15 protein-coding genes are annotated in these 15,518 nt (G+C 61.2%); 2 read left to right on the forward strand and 13 right to left on the reverse strand.

Going from position 1 to position 15,518, the window contains the following annotated elements:
* Position 1 precedes the first annotated feature (1 nt).
* The 7 genes from thiO to IB249_RS26935 are packed head-to-tail and all read right to left on the reverse strand — an operon-like array spanning position 2 to position 6,802.
* Positions 2–1,102: a glycine oxidase ThiO gene (gene thiO, locus IB249_RS26905; RefSeq protein ID WP_192309009.1), complete on the reverse strand. Its 1,101-nt coding sequence runs from the start codon at positions 1,100–1,102 to the stop codon at positions 2–4.
* Between the two features lie 57 nt (positions 1,103–1,159).
* A complete protein-coding gene (locus IB249_RS26910; RefSeq protein WP_192309011.1) occupies positions 1,160–1,561 on the reverse strand; it encodes a type IV pilin protein in 402 nt (133 codons plus the stop codon).
* A gap of 14 nt (positions 1,562–1,575) precedes the next feature.
* On the reverse strand, positions 1,576–4,692 hold the full coding sequence (locus IB249_RS26915; RefSeq protein ID WP_192309013.1) for a pilus assembly protein: 3,117 nt from the start codon (positions 4,690–4,692) through the stop codon (positions 1,576–1,578).
* Positions 4,679–5,161, reverse strand: a complete 483-nt coding sequence (locus tag IB249_RS26920; RefSeq protein ID WP_192309015.1) for a PilX N-terminal domain-containing pilus assembly protein — start codon at positions 5,159–5,161, stop codon at positions 4,679–4,681. The genes IB249_RS26915 and IB249_RS26920 overlap by 14 nt, the downstream gene beginning before the upstream one ends.
* An 11-nt stretch (positions 5,162–5,172) precedes the next feature.
* Positions 5,173–5,886: a PilW family protein gene (locus tag IB249_RS26925; protein ID WP_192309019.1), complete on the reverse strand. Its 714-nt coding sequence runs from the start codon at positions 5,884–5,886 to the stop codon at positions 5,173–5,175.
* The gene (pilV, locus tag IB249_RS26930; protein WP_192309021.1) at positions 5,883–6,332 is read right to left on the reverse strand and encodes a type IV pilus modification protein PilV; all 450 of its coding nucleotides are present in this window, start codon (positions 6,330–6,332) and stop codon (positions 5,883–5,885) included. Before pilV ends, IB249_RS26925 begins: the two co-directional genes overlap by 4 nt.
* Entirely contained in the window at positions 6,329–6,802 is a 474-nt protein-coding gene (locus IB249_RS26935; RefSeq protein ID WP_192309024.1) for a GspH/FimT family pseudopilin, read from the reverse strand. Before IB249_RS26935 ends, pilV begins: the two co-directional genes overlap by 4 nt.
* 128 nt (positions 6,803–6,930) lie before the next feature.
* On the opposite strand from IB249_RS26935, the gene IB249_RS26940 reads away from it, so the two are divergent.
* Positions 6,931–7,449, forward strand: a complete 519-nt coding sequence (locus IB249_RS26940) for a GspH/FimT family protein (protein ID WP_192309026.1) — start codon at positions 6,931–6,933, stop codon at positions 7,447–7,449.
* Between the two features lies 1 nt (position 7,450).
* Here the strand turns inward: IB249_RS26940 and ispH are convergent, their stop codons facing one another.
* The 6 genes from ispH to murJ all read right to left on the reverse strand — a co-directional run bounded on the left by ispH (position 7,451) and on the right by murJ (position 14,866).
* Entirely contained in the window at positions 7,451–8,395 is a 945-nt protein-coding gene (ispH, locus tag IB249_RS26945; RefSeq protein WP_192309028.1) for a 4-hydroxy-3-methylbut-2-enyl diphosphate reductase, read from the reverse strand.
* Between the two features lie 70 nt (positions 8,396–8,465).
* A complete protein-coding gene (gene fkpB, locus IB249_RS26950) occupies positions 8,466–8,918 on the reverse strand; it encodes an FKBP-type peptidyl-prolyl cis-trans isomerase (RefSeq protein WP_192309030.1) in 453 nt (150 codons plus the stop codon).
* On the reverse strand, positions 8,911–9,423 hold the full coding sequence (lspA, locus tag IB249_RS26955; protein WP_192309032.1) for a signal peptidase II: 513 nt from the start codon (positions 9,421–9,423) through the stop codon (positions 8,911–8,913). The genes fkpB and lspA overlap by 8 nt, the downstream gene beginning before the upstream one ends.
* On the reverse strand, positions 9,416–12,247 hold the full coding sequence (gene ileS / locus IB249_RS26960; protein ID WP_192309034.1) for an isoleucine--tRNA ligase: 2,832 nt from the start codon (positions 12,245–12,247) through the stop codon (positions 9,416–9,418). The genes lspA and ileS overlap by 8 nt, the downstream gene beginning before the upstream one ends.
* 13 nt (positions 12,248–12,260) lie before the next feature.
* Positions 12,261–13,199, reverse strand: a complete 939-nt coding sequence (ribF, locus tag IB249_RS26965) for a bifunctional riboflavin kinase/FAD synthetase (protein WP_192309036.1) — start codon at positions 13,197–13,199, stop codon at positions 12,261–12,263.
* Between the two features lie 128 nt (positions 13,200–13,327).
* Entirely contained in the window at positions 13,328–14,866 is a 1,539-nt protein-coding gene (murJ, locus tag IB249_RS26970; protein WP_192309037.1) for a murein biosynthesis integral membrane protein MurJ, read from the reverse strand.
* Positions 14,867–15,118: 252 nt separating this feature from the next.
* Between murJ and rpsT the strand changes: the two genes are divergently transcribed.
* Complete coding sequence (gene rpsT / locus IB249_RS26975; RefSeq protein ID WP_007970922.1) at positions 15,119–15,397, forward strand: 30S ribosomal protein S20; 279 nt, start codon at positions 15,119–15,121, stop codon at positions 15,395–15,397.
* The last annotated feature ends 121 nt before the right edge of the window (positions 15,398–15,518 follow it).

Here is a 15,518-nt window from a genome sequence, read left to right on the forward strand (position 1 = left end):
GCTAGATTCGCCCCGTCGGCGCATACGGTGCCGGATCGATGATCGGCTGCCTGCCCAACATCACGTCGGCAAACAACTGGCAAGACGCTGGCGCCAGCACCAGGCCGTTGCGGTAATGCCCGCAGTTGAGCCACAGCCCGTCAAAACCCGGCACCCGGCCAATGTAGGGAATACCCTCCGGCGAACCGGGCCTCAGCCCGGCCCAGTGCCCGACCACTTCGGCCTCCGCCAGCGCCGGAATCAACTCCACCGCCGTGGCCTTCAGGCTCTGCAGCGCAGCATCGGTCGGCGTCTTGTCGTAGCCTTCATGCTCCAGCGTACTGCCGACCAGAATGTGCCCATCCCGACGCGGAATCGCATAGCGCCGCCTGGCCAGGACCATGCTTGGCAGGAAGTCGGCTGCACACTTGTAAAGGATCATCTGCCCTTTGACCGGCTCCACCGGGAGCTCCAACCCCAGGCTCCTGAGCAAGTCGCCGCTCCAGGCACCCGCAGTCAGCACCACCTGATCGCCGTGGACATCGCCCGTCGATGTCTGCACCCCCACGACCTTATCGCCTTCACGAATGAAACCGCTGACTTCGCATTGCTCATGGATCGTTACGTTCGGCAGCGCCTGCAGCGCCGCCTTGAGCGACTTGACCAACCGTGGATTGCGCACATTGGCCACGTCAGCCATGTAGATCGCCCGGGAGAAACCGGCGCCCAATACCGGCACGGCATCGTGTACCGCCGAGATATCCACAGCCCGCAACGGGCGGTTTTCCCGCTCGGCCCAGGCCAGCGCCTCGGCCTCGTCTTCCAGATCCAGCCAGTACAGGCCGGTGATGTGCACCTCGGGATCGACACCGGTGGCGCCAAACAGGCGCTCGCCCAGCTGTGGATAAAAATCCTGGGACCAGTGGGCCAGCGCAGTGACCGCCGGGCTGTAGCGCCACGGGTAAAGCGGCGAAACGATGCCGCCGCCGGCCCAGGACGACTCCTGGCCGACACTCGCCCGATCCAGCAGCACGACACTCTGCACTTCGGAGGCGAGATTGAACGCCGTCAGCAGGCCAATCACACCACCGCCGACGATCACTACTTGCTGTTGCATGGTCATGTTCCGATCCAACCGTTAGATAGACAGAAGGCGCAAAAAGCACCCGAAAACTCAAACTCAGCGACCCCAGCAATCCTTGGTGGTCAGCCCGGACGTCGCATTGACCATGCTCCTGACACCGGTGTTGGTGAGGGTGAAATCACCGCATTTGTCCCCGGCCATGGCACTGCCCGCCTTGCGCGTGGCAGTCAGCAGGAAGGTCTGGTCCGCAAGGGTCGGAGTGAGGGTGTAGTAGTCATTGCCGGCACTCAGGCCGGTGGCACCCGTATAGAGGTTGGTCCTCGAGTAAAATCGCTCGAGAATCTGCGCCTGCTCGGAAAGCAGGCCGGCCACTTCCGCCCGACGGCCCTTCTTCACGTACTCGGTGAGGCTTGGATAGCCAATGGTGATCACGATACCGATGATTGCAATCACGATCATGATTTCGATCAGGGTAAAACCTCGGTTGGATATGCGCATGCCTCAACTCTCACTCATTGAATTTGCCGCCACATGATGCGACGGCTGCCACCCCCGGCTTTTTCCACCAGCGTGGTGGGTGTTCCGCTGGAGTCGTTCACGACCTTGCGGGCCCCGCCGTTGACGATGGCATTCAAGACCGGCATCCCGCCCGTGAACACCACCCCGCTGGAAATCGTGTCCGCGCCATCGACGACCCCGTCGCCGTTGGTGTCGAGCACCGCGTAGTTGAGCATCTTACCGCTGAACGCATCCAGCTCGACCAGCTTGCCGGTACCGAAACTGGCGCAGGGGTCCGTGGTGTCGACGCTGGCCGTGGTGAAGACGATGCGACCCAACACCAGCGCCGCCTGGTTGATCACCCGCTCACCGGTCAATGCGTTGTTGTAGACCAACGGCAGGTACCAGCCCTTCTCCCCCGGATAAGTCACCTCGTTCTGGCTGGTAGTGATGAACTGCCCCGAGCTGCCCGAGAACACGCCCGTGATCGATTGGGCCTGCAAACTGGACGTGGTGATCTGCCCGGAACCGCCGTCCGCGTCCCATACCGCATAAAACGCCTGAAGGTCCTTGTTGGTCTTGTCCACGGCCTCGTTGAATTTGCCGGTGCCGAAAAACACCACTTTACCGCCCAATGTGTTGTCCGCCAGCAACGGCTGCGCGGTGATCGGCTGGGTGGCGCCGTCGGCAGTGGTGAACAACGGCTTTCCGGAAAACGCCACGCCCCAGGTATCGGTGGACGAGCCGCTCAGATCGAACTTCCATAACCGCCCTTTCAGGTCGCCGCCGTACGCGGCCTGCACCACATTCTGCGAGTTGACCTTGAGTTTCACCGAAGACAGGCCGTTGTTGGTCTCGGTGCTGTCGATCACGATTTTCTTGATCAACGCCCCATTGGCGATATCCACCACATACAACGCTGCCACGCCGGAATTGCTGCCATAGCCGTTGGAAATGAACGCCGCCCATTTACCATTGGGCAAGCGTGCCACTTCCGGGCGAGCGTAGGCATAACCCAGATCATTGAAAGCGTTCGCGGGATTTGCCGTGGTCGGCGCACTGATTTCCCACAACGCCTTGGTCGCATTGCCGGCCGATGCATCGAACAGCTGCAACGCGTAGAAGGTCTTGCCGCCCGCCCCGGTCCCGCCAAGCGCCAGGGTTTTCCAGGCATTCTCGACTTGCGCGTCGAAGACACCGACCTGACCGTCCACCAGAAACTTGTGGCTGACGCCGTTGATGTAAGCGGGATCGGCGATCAAGCGCAGGAAGGGCAGTACGCTGGAAGGCATATAGGCATAACGCCTGGCGCCATTGGCCGCGTTGATGACGCTGACAAAACCGTCGTTGGCGTTGACCACCAGGCTGCTGCTCATGTTACTGGCCTTGGTGGCCAGGTAGCTGCTGTAGCTGGTGTCGTTCACCAGATCGGACGCCGTTTGCTCGGTCGGCGAAGCCAGCACCAGTGGCGAATTGATGATGTCGCCGAGCAGCACGCTGCGCGCTTTCAAGCCGGTTTTAGAGGTGCCTTTGCTCCACTCCACCAGATCGGTGCCGCTGATGCCGGTGGGCAGCCCCTGATCCAGGGCGGTCTTCTGCGCCGTCGAAAAATTCGCGTAGGCCAGGGTGATGGCGCTCGGGGGTGTGGTCGCGTTGTTCCATGATTGATAAATCGGTGCGGTGGCGCCGGGCACGATGGCGGTGTCAGTGGTCCAGAGCACCGAGGAGGTGTTCACCGAGCCTGTGGCCGTGAACCCATAGGATTTGATCGTGCCGCGCCAATCCTTGGGGTCATAGCTGGTCTGGTAATACGCAGAGCCGGCCCCGACGATGCTGCTGCTGGTGGTACCACTGCCTCCCGAGCCGGCTTTGGAGGTGATATCGCTCAATGCCGAGGCCAGCGCGGTGCTGAGGCCGGCGCTGTCGGTGGCCTGATAGTACTTGCCCTGGCCGTAACTCGCGGCATCCGACAACATCTGATTGGCGGCGGTGAAACCCACGGTGTAGGTGTTCATGTTCTGCCTGGGGAAGTCCACGGCATTCCAGCTTTTACCGGCGGCATCGGTGCCGGTACTGCGCATGTCGATGTCGAAGGCGAACTTGGCAATGTCGTCCAGGTACAGGGTGTCCCCCTCCCCGTCCCCCGAAAGGTTGTCGCCATCGTTCGCGCTGTTGCCGTCCCAGTTCGGCAGACGACTGCCGCCCAGCGGATCGTTGCTCGGGAAAGTCCGGTCGTACGTCGGCAAGCCATCGGTGATGACCACGCCATAGTTTTTCTGGCAGCGATACTGGATCGGGCTGGTATAGGTCGTGGGCGTCGAGTTGTAGTACGGCGCCATGCCACGCATGTACCGGGTAATCTCGTAATAAGTTTCCGCCAGCGGGGTATTGGCGATGGCACTCAAGCCATTGATCGAGTTGATCAGCGCGTTGTAGTTGGCGTCCGCCTGCGCCTGGGTGACGCTGCCACTGACGGGCGTCAGGTCACTGATGGCGCGGGCAATGAAGCCGCCCGGGCCCGGGTTGCCGCTGGCCGGCGGGTTGAAAGTCGACAGGCCGATTCGCAACGAGCGGTTGTTGCTGACCAGGTTGGTCGAGACGTCCTGCGCCACGCCGATCCGGTAATCGGTGGGGATCGCCCCGGTGGTGTAGTCCCGACTCACACCGTTGGCCTGGCTGACCAGATAGGACAGGTAGTTCGCCGTGTAGCGGGTGTTCTGGTTGCCCACCGGATCGGGCAGTTTCAGGCAGATCGATGACAACCCCAGCAATCCCCGATAAAAGCCGTACCAGTTGCCATTGGTCGAACAGCCGCCACGGTTGAGGCTCGACAGTGCGATGTTGGTATCGCTCATGTCCAGGTTCTGCCCGCTCAGGCATAAAAAGCTGGAACTGCAGGTCGCGATCTGTGGGCGGCTCATGGTCGGATCGAAACCCGGCGCCCAGATAATGTTGTTCATGCTCCCGGAATCATCGATCAGCAGCATCACGTTGGGCGGCACCGCCGCCGCGCTCAGCAAGGGCGACTCCGCAGGCGTGAAGGCGTATACCGGGGCCGACAAGTACAGGCCCGCCGCAACGCCACACAGCCACTGCCGCCAGAACTGCGGACGCGTGTCAGTACTTGGCATAAATGCTCTCCACCACGCTGCGAACGTTGTTGCCGACAATGGCCACTGCCGTGACCCGGTAGAGCGTCGCAGAGGTGTTGCTCGGCACATTCACGGCGTTCATCGTGGCGCCGATGTTCTGCACCCCGTAAAAACCATTGCCGGCTGCGATCCAGGTCACCCCAGAGGTGGAATTGAACCCGGCACCGGTAAGCGACGAGGACTCGGCCGGTGGTGCGCATTGGGTGGTGCCGCTGCAAATCGGCAAGGTGTAGGTGCTCACTTGCACCGCGCTTTCACCCATGCGCAACGCCGCCTCGGCATTCTGGAACGACTGGTTGCGCAGGGTCACACTGCTGGCCATCTTTTCCTGCAGGTTGGCGTTCTGCATCGACGAGATGCCGATCAGCGTCAGCAACAACAGAAACACCAGGCTGACCAGCAGCGCCATGCCGCGCTGACGATGCGAAGTGACAGGATAAAAACTCATCGGCCCTCCCCTCATGGCAGGCGGTTGCGCAAAGCGGCAACCACGCTGAAGGTCTGATCGCGCACCTGGCTGGTCGGATCCCTGAGGGTCAGCGTCAGGCGAACGCTGCGGATGCGCGCGGGGTCCGCAGGGTTGCTGCTGTAGCTGGAAGCGGCGCCATCGGTGGGCGAACTGGCCAGTCCGAACATGACATTGAAGGCGCTGACGTTATCCACCAGTACTGCCTGGGCCGGCGTCCCGACGCCGACGCCCATCGTCAGCTGATTGTTCTTGAGGCTGTAGACCAGGCGCCGGATCGGAAACGCCACTTGCCCGCTGGCGGGAGCCCGCGCGTCGGAATAGGCGGTGGCCGTACTGCGACAATCGGACACCACCGTCCAGGTCGGCGTCCCCCCACTCGTCCCCACATCGGCGGTGATCAGGGTCAGCTTGAGGTTGGCGTTGTCCCAACTGATCGGCGTAGCCTGGTTTGCGCCGAAAGTCGTCCCTGCGCTCGCGTCGGCGATCGTGGCCAGGCAACCGAACATTCCCACCATGCGGATTTCCTGGATCATCTTGCTCAGCACGAAACGCGCGTCCTCCTGCATGTTGGCCGCCGCATTCTGACTGACGTAAGTGTTCTTGGCCGCGATGAAAATCTGCGCCACGCCGAGCACCACCACCAGGCCGAGCGCCAGGGCGACCAGCAGCTCGATCAAACCGAAACCGCGATGGTGCCGGTTCATGGGGTCACCACCGGATCGACAGCGGCGCGACTGCTCAGCACCAGACTGCGCCGGGCGTTGGGCGTGTTGGCGGCACGCGAGTCGTCCCAGGTGATGGTGATGGTGTACACCCGTTGATTCAGGGTGACGCTGCCCGTGGCGGTGCTGCCCAGTAGCGTGGTGATGTTGGAGGCGAAGTCGTAGAGGTCCTGATCCCGGGCGACATTCAGGTTGCCCGAGGTCGGCGGTGTGACAGTGTAGTCCGCACCGGAATTGGCACGAATGCGATCCAGCATGTCATAGGCGATGAAACTGGCCTGGCTGGTCATCCGCGCGCTGTCGGTGTACTTCAGCGCGTTGAGCTGAAACGCGGCCGCCCCCAGCAGGCCGACACTCAGGATCAGCAGCGCCACCAGAACTTCGATCAGCGTGGTGCCTTCCTGTGCACGCTTGCTCCTTCCCCTCATCCGCAGCTTCCACCCAATAGAATTCGTCCATTCAAGCACACGTTCAGCGTCCTGCTCTGCGTCCCCAGTACATAGTTGATCACCACCGCTGTCGAAGGTGCCGACAGACCACCCAGGTTGTTGAAGTCGATGGTGGTCACTCCTGAGGTTAGCGTCAGAGTCGCACCGCTGCTCATCGCTGGAACAACCCGCAATACATTGGCCGCATTGCCCGTACTGTCATACACCGACAGCTCCCCGGTCCAGCCACTGCCGCCGGCCGTTGGCCGCACCCGGGTGGTAATGCCCCGATCGATGGCCTCGAGCCGGGCAAAATTCAGACCGCGCTGCAGGTCGCTGATCTCGGTGTCGGCCCGGGTCCCCTGCACCGAACGGGTGAACATGGGCACGGCCATCGTGATGAGAATCAGAAAAACCGCGAGCGCAATCAGCAACTCGATCAGCGTGAAACCTTTTGTACGATGATCCATCGGTGCCCTCCGTTGCCGTCGGCTATACCTGCTTACACGCTAGAACATCCGACCGACAGACGTGCGGTTGTTTTGCCATTACTGGCACAAGGATTGCGCCTCTGCCCGACGCCATGGAGGGAGATGTCATGCATCAGCAGGGTTTCAGCCTGATCGAACTGCTTATGGGACTGACAATTGTCGGGATTGTTCTGCACCTGATCAGTCCGGCGTTGGCGACGCTCACCGAATCAACCCGACGAGAAGAGGCCGCGAGGTCGATCATTGGCGGCATCCGCAGCGCCCGCGCCCTGGCCATCACCCATCATCAGACCGTGGTGATCCATGGCATCGACGGCGATTGGGGCCGGGGTTGGCGGATCATTTTCGACCTCAGCGGCAAGGGGGCGGATGACCCGGACAATCCGCAGGTGACCGAGCACGCGAGCGCCGCTGACCTGCCAATCGTGGGTAATTGGTGGATCAGGCGTCACATACGCTTCGACAGGCTGGGTATGCCGCAAGCACCGACAAAGGCCTTCAAGGGTGGGACCTTGCACCTTTGCGATGCCCGCGAGCCGATGAGTCAGCTACAGGTGGTGCTGGCCCCCAGTGGCCGCACCAGCCTGCGCAGCGACAAGGCTGAGCAGACAGTGTGCGAGAAGTGAATCAGATCGAACGAACGCGCAGTTCCTTGGGCATGGAGAACGTGATGTTCTCCTCGCGCCCTGCCAGCTCATCGGCACCGGTGGCGCCCCAGGCCTGCAATTGCTGGATCACGCCACGTACCAGGACTTCCGGAGCGGAAGCACCGGCGGTGATGCCGATCCGCTCGACACCCTCGAACCAGCTCTTTTGCAGGTCCTCGGCGCCATCGATCAGATAGGCCGGGGTGGACATGCGTTCGGCCAGTTCACGCAGACGATTGGAGTTCGAGCTGTTGGGACTGCCGACCACCAACACCACATCGCACTCGTCGGCCAGCGTTTTGACGGCGTCCTGGCGGTTTTGCGTGGCGTAGCAGATGTCGTCCTTGCGCGGGCCGCCGATGGCCGGGAAGCGTGTGCGCAGGGCATCGATGACGCGACTGGTATCGTCCATGGACAGGGTGGTCTGGGTCACGAACGCCAGTTTGTCAGGGTTGTTCACCTGCAATTCGGCGACGTCTTTTTCGTCTTCCACCAGGTAGATCGCGCCACCATTGCTGCCGTCGTACTGGCCCATGGTGCCTTCGACTTCCGGGTGACCGGCATGGCCGATGAGGATGCATTCACGACCGTCGCGACTGTAGCGCGCGACTTCGATGTGCACCTTGGTCACCAGCGGACAGGTCGCATCGAAGACCTTGAGGCCACGACCGGCGGCTTCACTGCGCACGGCCTGGGAGACGCCATGGGCACTGAAGATCACGATGACGTCGTCCGGCACCTGATCCAGTTCCTCGACGAAGATCGCGCCGCGAGCCCGCAGGTCTTCGACGACGAATTTGTTGTGGACCACTTCGTGGCGCACATAGATCGGCGGGCCGAAGACTTCCAGGGCGCGGTTGACGATTTCGATCGCCCGATCCACACCGGCGCAGAAGCCACGGGGGTTGGCGAGTTTGATTTGCATGGTGTGCCTCGTGTCTTGCGGGCGAAACAATGAATAACCACTGAGGGAGCGAGCAGGCTCGCCCCACCTGTTACAGCGCTGTGACGGAGATGATTTCCACGTCAAAGGTCAGTGTCTTGCCGGCCAGCGGGTGATTGAAGTCGATGGTCACTTGCTCGTCATCGAACACTTTCACCACACCCGGCAGTTCAGTATTGGCCGCATCGTTGAAGATCACCAGCAATCCTGGCGACAGCTCCATGTCCTTGAACTGCGAACGCGGGATGACCTGCACGTTTTGCGGGTTGGGCTGGCCAAATGCGTTTTCCGGCTGGACGGTCAGCGTACGCTTGTCGCCAGCCTTGAAGCCGAACAGGGCGGCTTCGAAACCCGGCAACAGGTTACCGTCGCCGACCTTGAAGGTCGCCGGGGCCTTGTCAAAAGTGCTGTCGACCGTGTCGCCGTTCTCCAGGCGCAGTGCAAAGTGCAAAGTGACTTCCGTGTGCTCGCGGATGCGTTGTTCAGCCACTACCTGTTCAGTCATGAACGGCTTCTCCGGTTTTTTTGGATTTGAACATGTCCAGCGCCAGCATCACGGCACCGACAGTAATAGCACTGTCGGCGAAGTTGAACGCCGGGAAATACCAGCGGTTCTGCCAATGCACCAGGATGAAATCGATCACATGACCCAGGGCGATGCGGTCATACAGGTTGCCCAGCGCGCCACCGAGCACCAGGGCCAGCGCAACGGCCAGCCAGGTTTCGTTGCGCCCCAGACGCTTGAGCCACACCACCAGCACCGCGCTGACCGCAACGGCGATCAGAGCGAACAACCAGCGCTGCCAGCCGGAGCTGTCGGCCAGGAAGCTGAACGCCGCACCGGTGTTATATGCCAGGGTCCAGCTGAAGTAATCGGGGATCACCACGATTTGCTGGTACATCTTCAGCGAGCCTTCGAAGTAGAACTTGCTGGCCTGGTCGATGACCAGGACCAGCAAGCTCAACCAGAGCCAGCTCAGCCGTCCGAAACGACCAACGCCATTAGGCATAGTGACGAACCTCGCCAGTACCGCTGATATTGTCGACGCAACGACCGCAGATTTCCGGATGCTCCGGGTTCACACCCACGTCTTCACGGCAGTGCCAGCAACGGGCGCACTTGGCGTGGGCCGACTTGACGATTTTCAGTTTCAAGCCGCTGACTTCGGTGACCACCGCATCGGCCGGTGCCTGCACCAACGGTGCAACACTGGCCGTCGAGGTGATCAGCACGAAGCGCAATTCGTTGCTCAGCTTGGCCAGGTCGGCGCTCAGCGCGTCTTCGGCGAACAGTGTCACTTCGGCTTGCAGGTTGCCGCCGACGGCCTTGGCCGCGCGCTGGATTTCCATTTCCTTGTTGACCGCGACCTTGACCGCCATGATCCGGTCCCAGTACGCACGATCCAGCTCGAAGCCTTGCGGCAGCTCGGTCAGGCCTTCGTACCAGGTGTTGAGCATGACCGATTCATTGCGCTCGCCCGGCAGGTATTGCCACAGCTCGTCGGCGGTGAACGCCAGGATCGGGGCGATCCAGCGCACCAGTGCTTCGCTGATATGGAACAGCGCGGTCTGGCACGAACGGCGGGCCTTGCTGTCGGCGCCGGTGGTGTACTGGCGGTCCTTGATGATGTCGAGGTAGAAACCACCCAGCTCCTGCACGCAGAAGTTGTGGATCTTCGAGTAGACGTTCCAGAACCGGTATTCGCCGTAGTGCTCCTGCAACTCACGTTGCAGCAGCAGGGTGCGATCCACGGCCCAACGGTCCAGGGCCAGCATTTCGTCGGCCGGCAGCAGATCGGTGGCCGGGTTGAAACCGGTCAGGTTCGAAAGCAGGAAGCGCGCGGTGTTGCGGATACGCCGGTAAGCGTCCGCACTGCGTTGCAGGATCTGCTCGGAAACCGCCATTTCGCCGGAATAGTCGGTCGATGCCACCCACAGACGCATGATGTCGGCGCCCAGGGTGTCATTCACTTTTTGCGGCGCGATGACGTTACCCAGCGATTTCGACATCTTGCGCCCGGCCTCATCGACGGTGAAGCCGTGAGTCAGCAGTTCGCGGTACGGCGCGTGGTTGTCGATGGCGCAACCGGTCAGCAGCGACGAGTGGAACCAGCCACGGTGCTGGTCGGAGCCTTCGAGGTACAGGTCGGCGCGCGGGCCGGTTTCGTGCCCCATCGGGTGCGACCCACGCAGGACGTGCCAGTGCGTGGTACCCGAATCGAACCAGACGTCCAGGGTGTCGCTGATCTTGTCGTACTGCGGCGCTTCATCGCCCAGCAGCTCTGCGGCGTCCAGCTTGAACCAGGCCTCGATGCCTTCGACTTCGACGCGCCTGGCGACTTCTTCCATCAGCTCGACAGTGCGCGGGTGCAGCTCGCCGCTTTCCTTGTTCAGGAAGAACGGGATCGGCACGCCCCAGTTGCGCTGACGGGAAATGCACCAGTCCGGACGGTTGGCGATCATCGAATGCAGGCGCGCCTGGCCCCACGCCGGAACGAAACCGGTCTCTTCGATAGCTTTGAGCGAGCGCTGGCGCAGGGTATCGCCAGTGGTCGGCTGCTTGTCCATGCCGATGAACCACTGTGCGGTGGCACGGTAGATCAGCGGGGTCTTGTGGCGCCAGCAGTGCATGTAGCTGTGTTCGATGACCGTGGTGTGCATCAGTGCACCGACTTCGGTCAGCTTGTCGACGATGGCCGGGTTGGCCTTCCAGATGAACTGGCCGCCGAAGAACTCCAGCGACGGCACGTACACGCCGTTGCTTTGCACCGGGTTGAGGATGTCGTCGTTGACCATGCCGTACTTCTTGCAGGTCACGAAGTCGTCCACACCATAGGCCGGGGCGGAGTGAACCACGCCGGTGCCGGCGCCCAGTTCAACGTAGTCGGCCAGGTACACGGGCGACAGACGGTCGTAGAACGGATGACGGAAATTGATCAGCTCCAGCGCCGAGCCGGTCGCGGTGGCCAGCACCGAACCTTCTACGCCATAGCGCGACAGGCACGCTTGCACCAACTCTTCAGCGAGTACCAGCAGCTTGTCGCCGATATCGACCAGGGCGTAGTTGAATTCCGGGTGAACGTTCAACGCCTGGTTGGCCGGAATGGTCCACGGGGTGGTGGTCCAAATCACGATCGAGGCTGGCTTGGCCAGCGACGACAGGCCGAAAGCGGCCGCCAGCCTGGCCTCGTCGGCAATCGGGAACGCCACGTCGATGGTCGAAGATTTTTTGTTCTCGTACTCGACTTCCGCTTCGGCCAGGGCCGAACCGCAGTCGAAGCACCAGTTCACCGGCTTGAGGCCCTTGAACACGAAACCGCCCTTGACGATCTCGGCCAGGGCGCGGATTTCACCGGCCTCGTTCTTGAAGTCCATGGTCTTGTACGGGTTGGCGAAGTCGCCCAGCACGCCCAGACGGATGAATTCGGTTTTCTGCCCTTCGATCTGCTCGGTCGCGTAGGCACGGCACAGTTCGCGGGTCTTGTCCGCGCCAAGGTTCTTGCCGTGGGTGACTTCGACCTTGTGCTCGATCGGCAGGCCGTGGCAGTCCCAGCCCGGCACGTAGGGTGCGTCGAAGCCCGACAGGGTCTTCGAGCGGATGATCATGTCCTTGAGAATCTTGTTCAACGCGTGACCGATGTGAATCGTGCCGTTGGCGTACGGAGGACCGTCGTGAAGTACGAACTTCGGACGATCCTTGCCAATCTCGCGCAACTTTCCGTACAGGCCAATGCTGTCCCAGCGCTGCAGAATCTGCGGTTCGCGCTGAGGCAGGCCGGCCTTCATTGGGAAGGCGGTGTCCGGAAGGTTTAGCGTGGCTTTATAGTCGGTCATTTAAGGCTCTTCATTAGCGATGGGCGCTAGGTGCGGCTAGTGCACGGGCGGCGGCGACATCCGCGTTGATCGCCGTTTTCAAGGCCTCCAGGGAGGCAAAACGCTGCTCTTCACGCAGCTTGTGGTGGAAAACCACGGTCAAACGCCGGTCGTACAGATCGCCGGCAAAATCCAAAAGATGTACTTCGAGGTGGGCTTTGCCATCCCCCTGGACCGTTGGTCGTACGCCGATGTTGGCGACACCGGGCCAGGTCTTGCCGTCGATGTCGACATTGACCAGGTAAACCCCGGTCAACGGCACACGGCGACGCTTGAGTTGAATGTTGGCGGTGGGCGTACCCAGCTGGCGCGCCAGTTTCTGGCCATGCAGTACCCGCCCGGTGATCTGGAACGGACGACCGAGCAAGCGTTCGGCCAGGGCGAAATCAGCCGCCGCCAGGGCATTACGCACCTGGGTGCTGCTGACGCGAATACCGTCGAGCTCGACGGTTTGCGCCGCTTCGACGGTAAAGCCCTGCATGACGCCGGCCTGTTGCAGGAACTCGAAATCGCCGACCCGGTCACAGCCGAACCGGAAGTCGTCACCGACTTCCAGGTGCTTCACGCCCAGGCCGTCGACCAGGATGGTATCGACGAATTCGCTGGCACTGAGCTTGCTCAGGCGCTGATTGAAAGCCAGGCACAAGACCCGGTCGACACCCTCGCCCGCCAGCAGCTGCAGCTTGTCCCGCAAGCGGGCCAGGCGCGCAGGCGCCGTGTCGGGGGCGAAAAACTCCCGGGGCTGGGGTTCGAAAATCACCACGCAGCTGGGTACGCCCAACTCGCGCGCGCGCTCACGCAGCCTTGCCAGGATAGCCTGGTGACCACGGTGAACACCGTCAAAGTTGCCAATAGTGGCGACACATCCCCGATGCCGGGGGCGCAGGTTGTGGAGGCCTCGAACCAGCTGCATAACGCGCTTCTTGCTCATAAAGTGGTCGATTATAACCACACCCGGCGGCCGACGACAGGCAGCACCGTAACCCAAAGTGATCGGGCCGACAAAACCGCCGGCCCGCCCATGATTTTCAAGGCGAAGACTTAGCTCAACGCCTTGCGATTGAAATCGCGCAAACGGAAACCCATCAACAGCAACATGCCGAAATACGAGACGACACCGGCCACGACCAACGCGCCCAGACGCAGGAAGCGCTCGAGCATGTGCCCCTGGTCCCAGGGCGGCATGAAGTGCATTGCAACCAGCAATACCGCAGACATCACCAGCACGGCAACCACCAGCTTGGCGCCGAACTTCACCCAGCCCGGTTGCGGCTGATACATCTGCTGCTTGCGCAGTTGATAGAACAGCAACCCGGCATTCAGGCACGCGCCCGCGCTGATGGCCAGGGCCAGGCCGGCGTGAGCCAGCGGCCCGATCAGCAACAGGTTGAACAACTGTGTGACGATCAGCGTGAAAATCGCGATTTTTACCGGTGTACGGATGTTTTGTTGCGCATAAAAGCCCGGCGCCAACACTTTAATCACGATGATGCCGAGCAACCCGACCGAATAGGCGATCAGCGCCCGTTGCGTCATGGACGCATCGAAGGCGCTGAACTGACCGTATTGAAACAGCGAAACCGTCAGTGGCTCCGCCAGGATTCCCAGGGCCAGTGAGCACGGCAGCACCAGCACAAAGCACAGACGCAGGCCCCAATCGAGAATTCGCGAGTATTCGCTGCGATCCTTGCTCGCGTAGGTCTTGGCCAGGGTCGGCAGGAGAATCGTGCCCAGCGCCACCCCCAGCACCCCGGAGGGCAGTTCCATCAAGCGGTCGGCGTAGTACATCCACGACACCGAGCCGGCGACCAGGAACGACGCAAAAATGGTGTTGATGATCAGCGAAATCTGACTGACCGAGACCCCGAGGATCGCCGGCAGCATCTGTTTCATGACACGCCAGACGCCACTGTCACGCAGGTTCAGGCGCGGCAGTACGAGCATGCCGATCTTTTTTAAGGCCGGCAGTTGATACAGAAGCTGCGCCAGGCCACCGGCCAGTACGGCCCATCCCAGGGCCATCACGGGCGGATCGAAATACGGTGTCAGGAACACCGCAAAGATGATCATGCTGACGTTGAGCAGGGTCGGCACGAAAGCCGGCACCGAGAAACGGTTGTAGGTATTGAGGATGGCTCCCGCCAGGGAAGACAGGGAGATCAGCAATATATAAGGAAAGGTCACGCGCAGCAGGCTGGAGGTCAGCTCGAATTTTTCCGGGGTGTCGGTAAAGCCCGGCGCCGTCACCCAGATTACCCAGGGGGCGGCCAGCATGCCCAATGCGGTCACCAGCGCCAGCACCAGCGTCAGCAGGCCGCTGACATAGGCAACGAAGGTGCGGGTCGCCTCCTCGCCCTTCTGGTTTTTGTATTCGGCCAGAATCGGCACGAATGCCTGGGAAAAGGCCCCTTCAGCGAAGATCCGCCGCAACAGATTGGGCAGCTTGAACGCGATGAAGAAGGCGTCCGTCGCCATCCCCGCACCGAAGGCACGGGCGATGAGGGTGTCACGAACGAACCCGAGAATCCGGGAAAGCATCGTGATGGAGCTGACGGCGGCCAACGATTTGAGCAGATTCATTGAAAGAGTTTGTGCCTGTCGATAAACAGCAGGCGAACAACGCGCCTACTTGTGCGATACTCCGCGCCGCAACAGCACAGAGCCAAAGCTCGCGAGTTTACAGGTCAAACGCCGGAAAGAAATCTCCCGCCTCTTTATACCTACCACTTAGCGGAACGTCTCACCCGCCCTTGACAAGACTTCAACTCATCGGCATGATTCGCGGCCTATTTTGTTTGCTATTTCCTAAAAAGTCTTTCGAGGAGCTCGACGGTGGCCAACTCACCTTCCGCCAAAAAACGTGCTAAACAGGCTGAGAAGCGTCGCAGCCACAACGCCAGCCTGCGTTCCATGGTTCGTACCTACATCAAGAATGTAGTTAAAGCCATCGACGCAAAAGACGCTGCAAAGGCTCAAGCCGCTTACGTTCTGGCTGTGCCAGTTATCGACCGCATGGCCGATAAAGGCATCATCCACAAGAACAAAGCTGCTCGTCATAAGAGCCGCCTGAATGGCCACGTCAAGGCCCTGAACGTTGCCGCTGCTGCCTAAGCGACGCGTTCACTGAAAAACCGACCTCAGGGTCGGTTTTTTATTGCCTGAAATTTAACAAACCGGCGCAAAAAAATGTGGGAGCGGGCCTGCTCGCGATAGCGGTGGGGTCAGCCAGCAA

The organism is Pseudomonas sp. PDM04 (genome assembly GCF_014851765.1).
In the GTDB taxonomy this organism is placed as follows: domain Bacteria; phylum Pseudomonadota; class Gammaproteobacteria; order Pseudomonadales; family Pseudomonadaceae; genus Aquipseudomonas.

Excerpts from the sequence above, each read along its gene's own strand:
- thiO (WP_192309009.1), bottom strand. The coding sequence starts at position 1,102 with ATGACCATGCAACAGCAAGTAGTGATCGTCGGCGGTGGTGTGATTGGC.
- IB249_RS26910 (WP_192309011.1), bottom strand. The coding sequence starts at position 1,561 with ATGCGCATATCCAACCGAGGTTTTACCCTGATCGAAATCATGATCGTG.
- IB249_RS26915 (WP_192309013.1), bottom strand. The coding sequence starts at position 4,692 with ATGCCAAGTACTGACACGCGTCCGCAGTTCTGGCGGCAGTGGCTGTGT.
- IB249_RS26920 (WP_192309015.1), bottom strand. The coding sequence starts at position 5,161 with ATGAGTTTTTATCCTGTCACTTCGCATCGTCAGCGCGGCATGGCGCTG.
- IB249_RS26925 (WP_192309019.1), bottom strand. The coding sequence starts at position 5,886 with ATGAACCGGCACCATCGCGGTTTCGGTTTGATCGAGCTGCTGGTCGCC.
- pilV (WP_192309021.1), bottom strand. The coding sequence starts at position 6,332 with ATGAGGGGAAGGAGCAAGCGTGCACAGGAAGGCACCACGCTGATCGAA.
- IB249_RS26935 (WP_192309024.1), bottom strand. The coding sequence starts at position 6,802 with ATGGATCATCGTACAAAAGGTTTCACGCTGATCGAGTTGCTGATTGCG.
- IB249_RS26940 (WP_192309026.1), top strand. The coding sequence starts at position 6,931 with ATGCATCAGCAGGGTTTCAGCCTGATCGAACTGCTTATGGGACTGACA.
- ispH (WP_192309028.1), bottom strand. The coding sequence starts at position 8,395 with ATGCAAATCAAACTCGCCAACCCCCGTGGCTTCTGCGCCGGTGTGGAT.
- fkpB (WP_192309030.1), bottom strand. The coding sequence starts at position 8,918 with ATGACTGAACAGGTAGTGGCTGAACAACGCATCCGCGAGCACACGGAA.
- lspA (WP_192309032.1), bottom strand. The coding sequence starts at position 9,423 with ATGCCTAATGGCGTTGGTCGTTTCGGACGGCTGAGCTGGCTCTGGTTG.
- ileS (WP_192309034.1), bottom strand. The coding sequence starts at position 12,247 with ATGACCGACTATAAAGCCACGCTAAACCTTCCGGACACCGCCTTCCCA.
- ribF (WP_192309036.1), bottom strand. The coding sequence starts at position 13,199 with ATGCAGCTGGTTCGAGGCCTCCACAACCTGCGCCCCCGGCATCGGGGA.
- murJ (WP_192309037.1), bottom strand. The coding sequence starts at position 14,866 with ATGAATCTGCTCAAATCGTTGGCCGCCGTCAGCTCCATCACGATGCTT.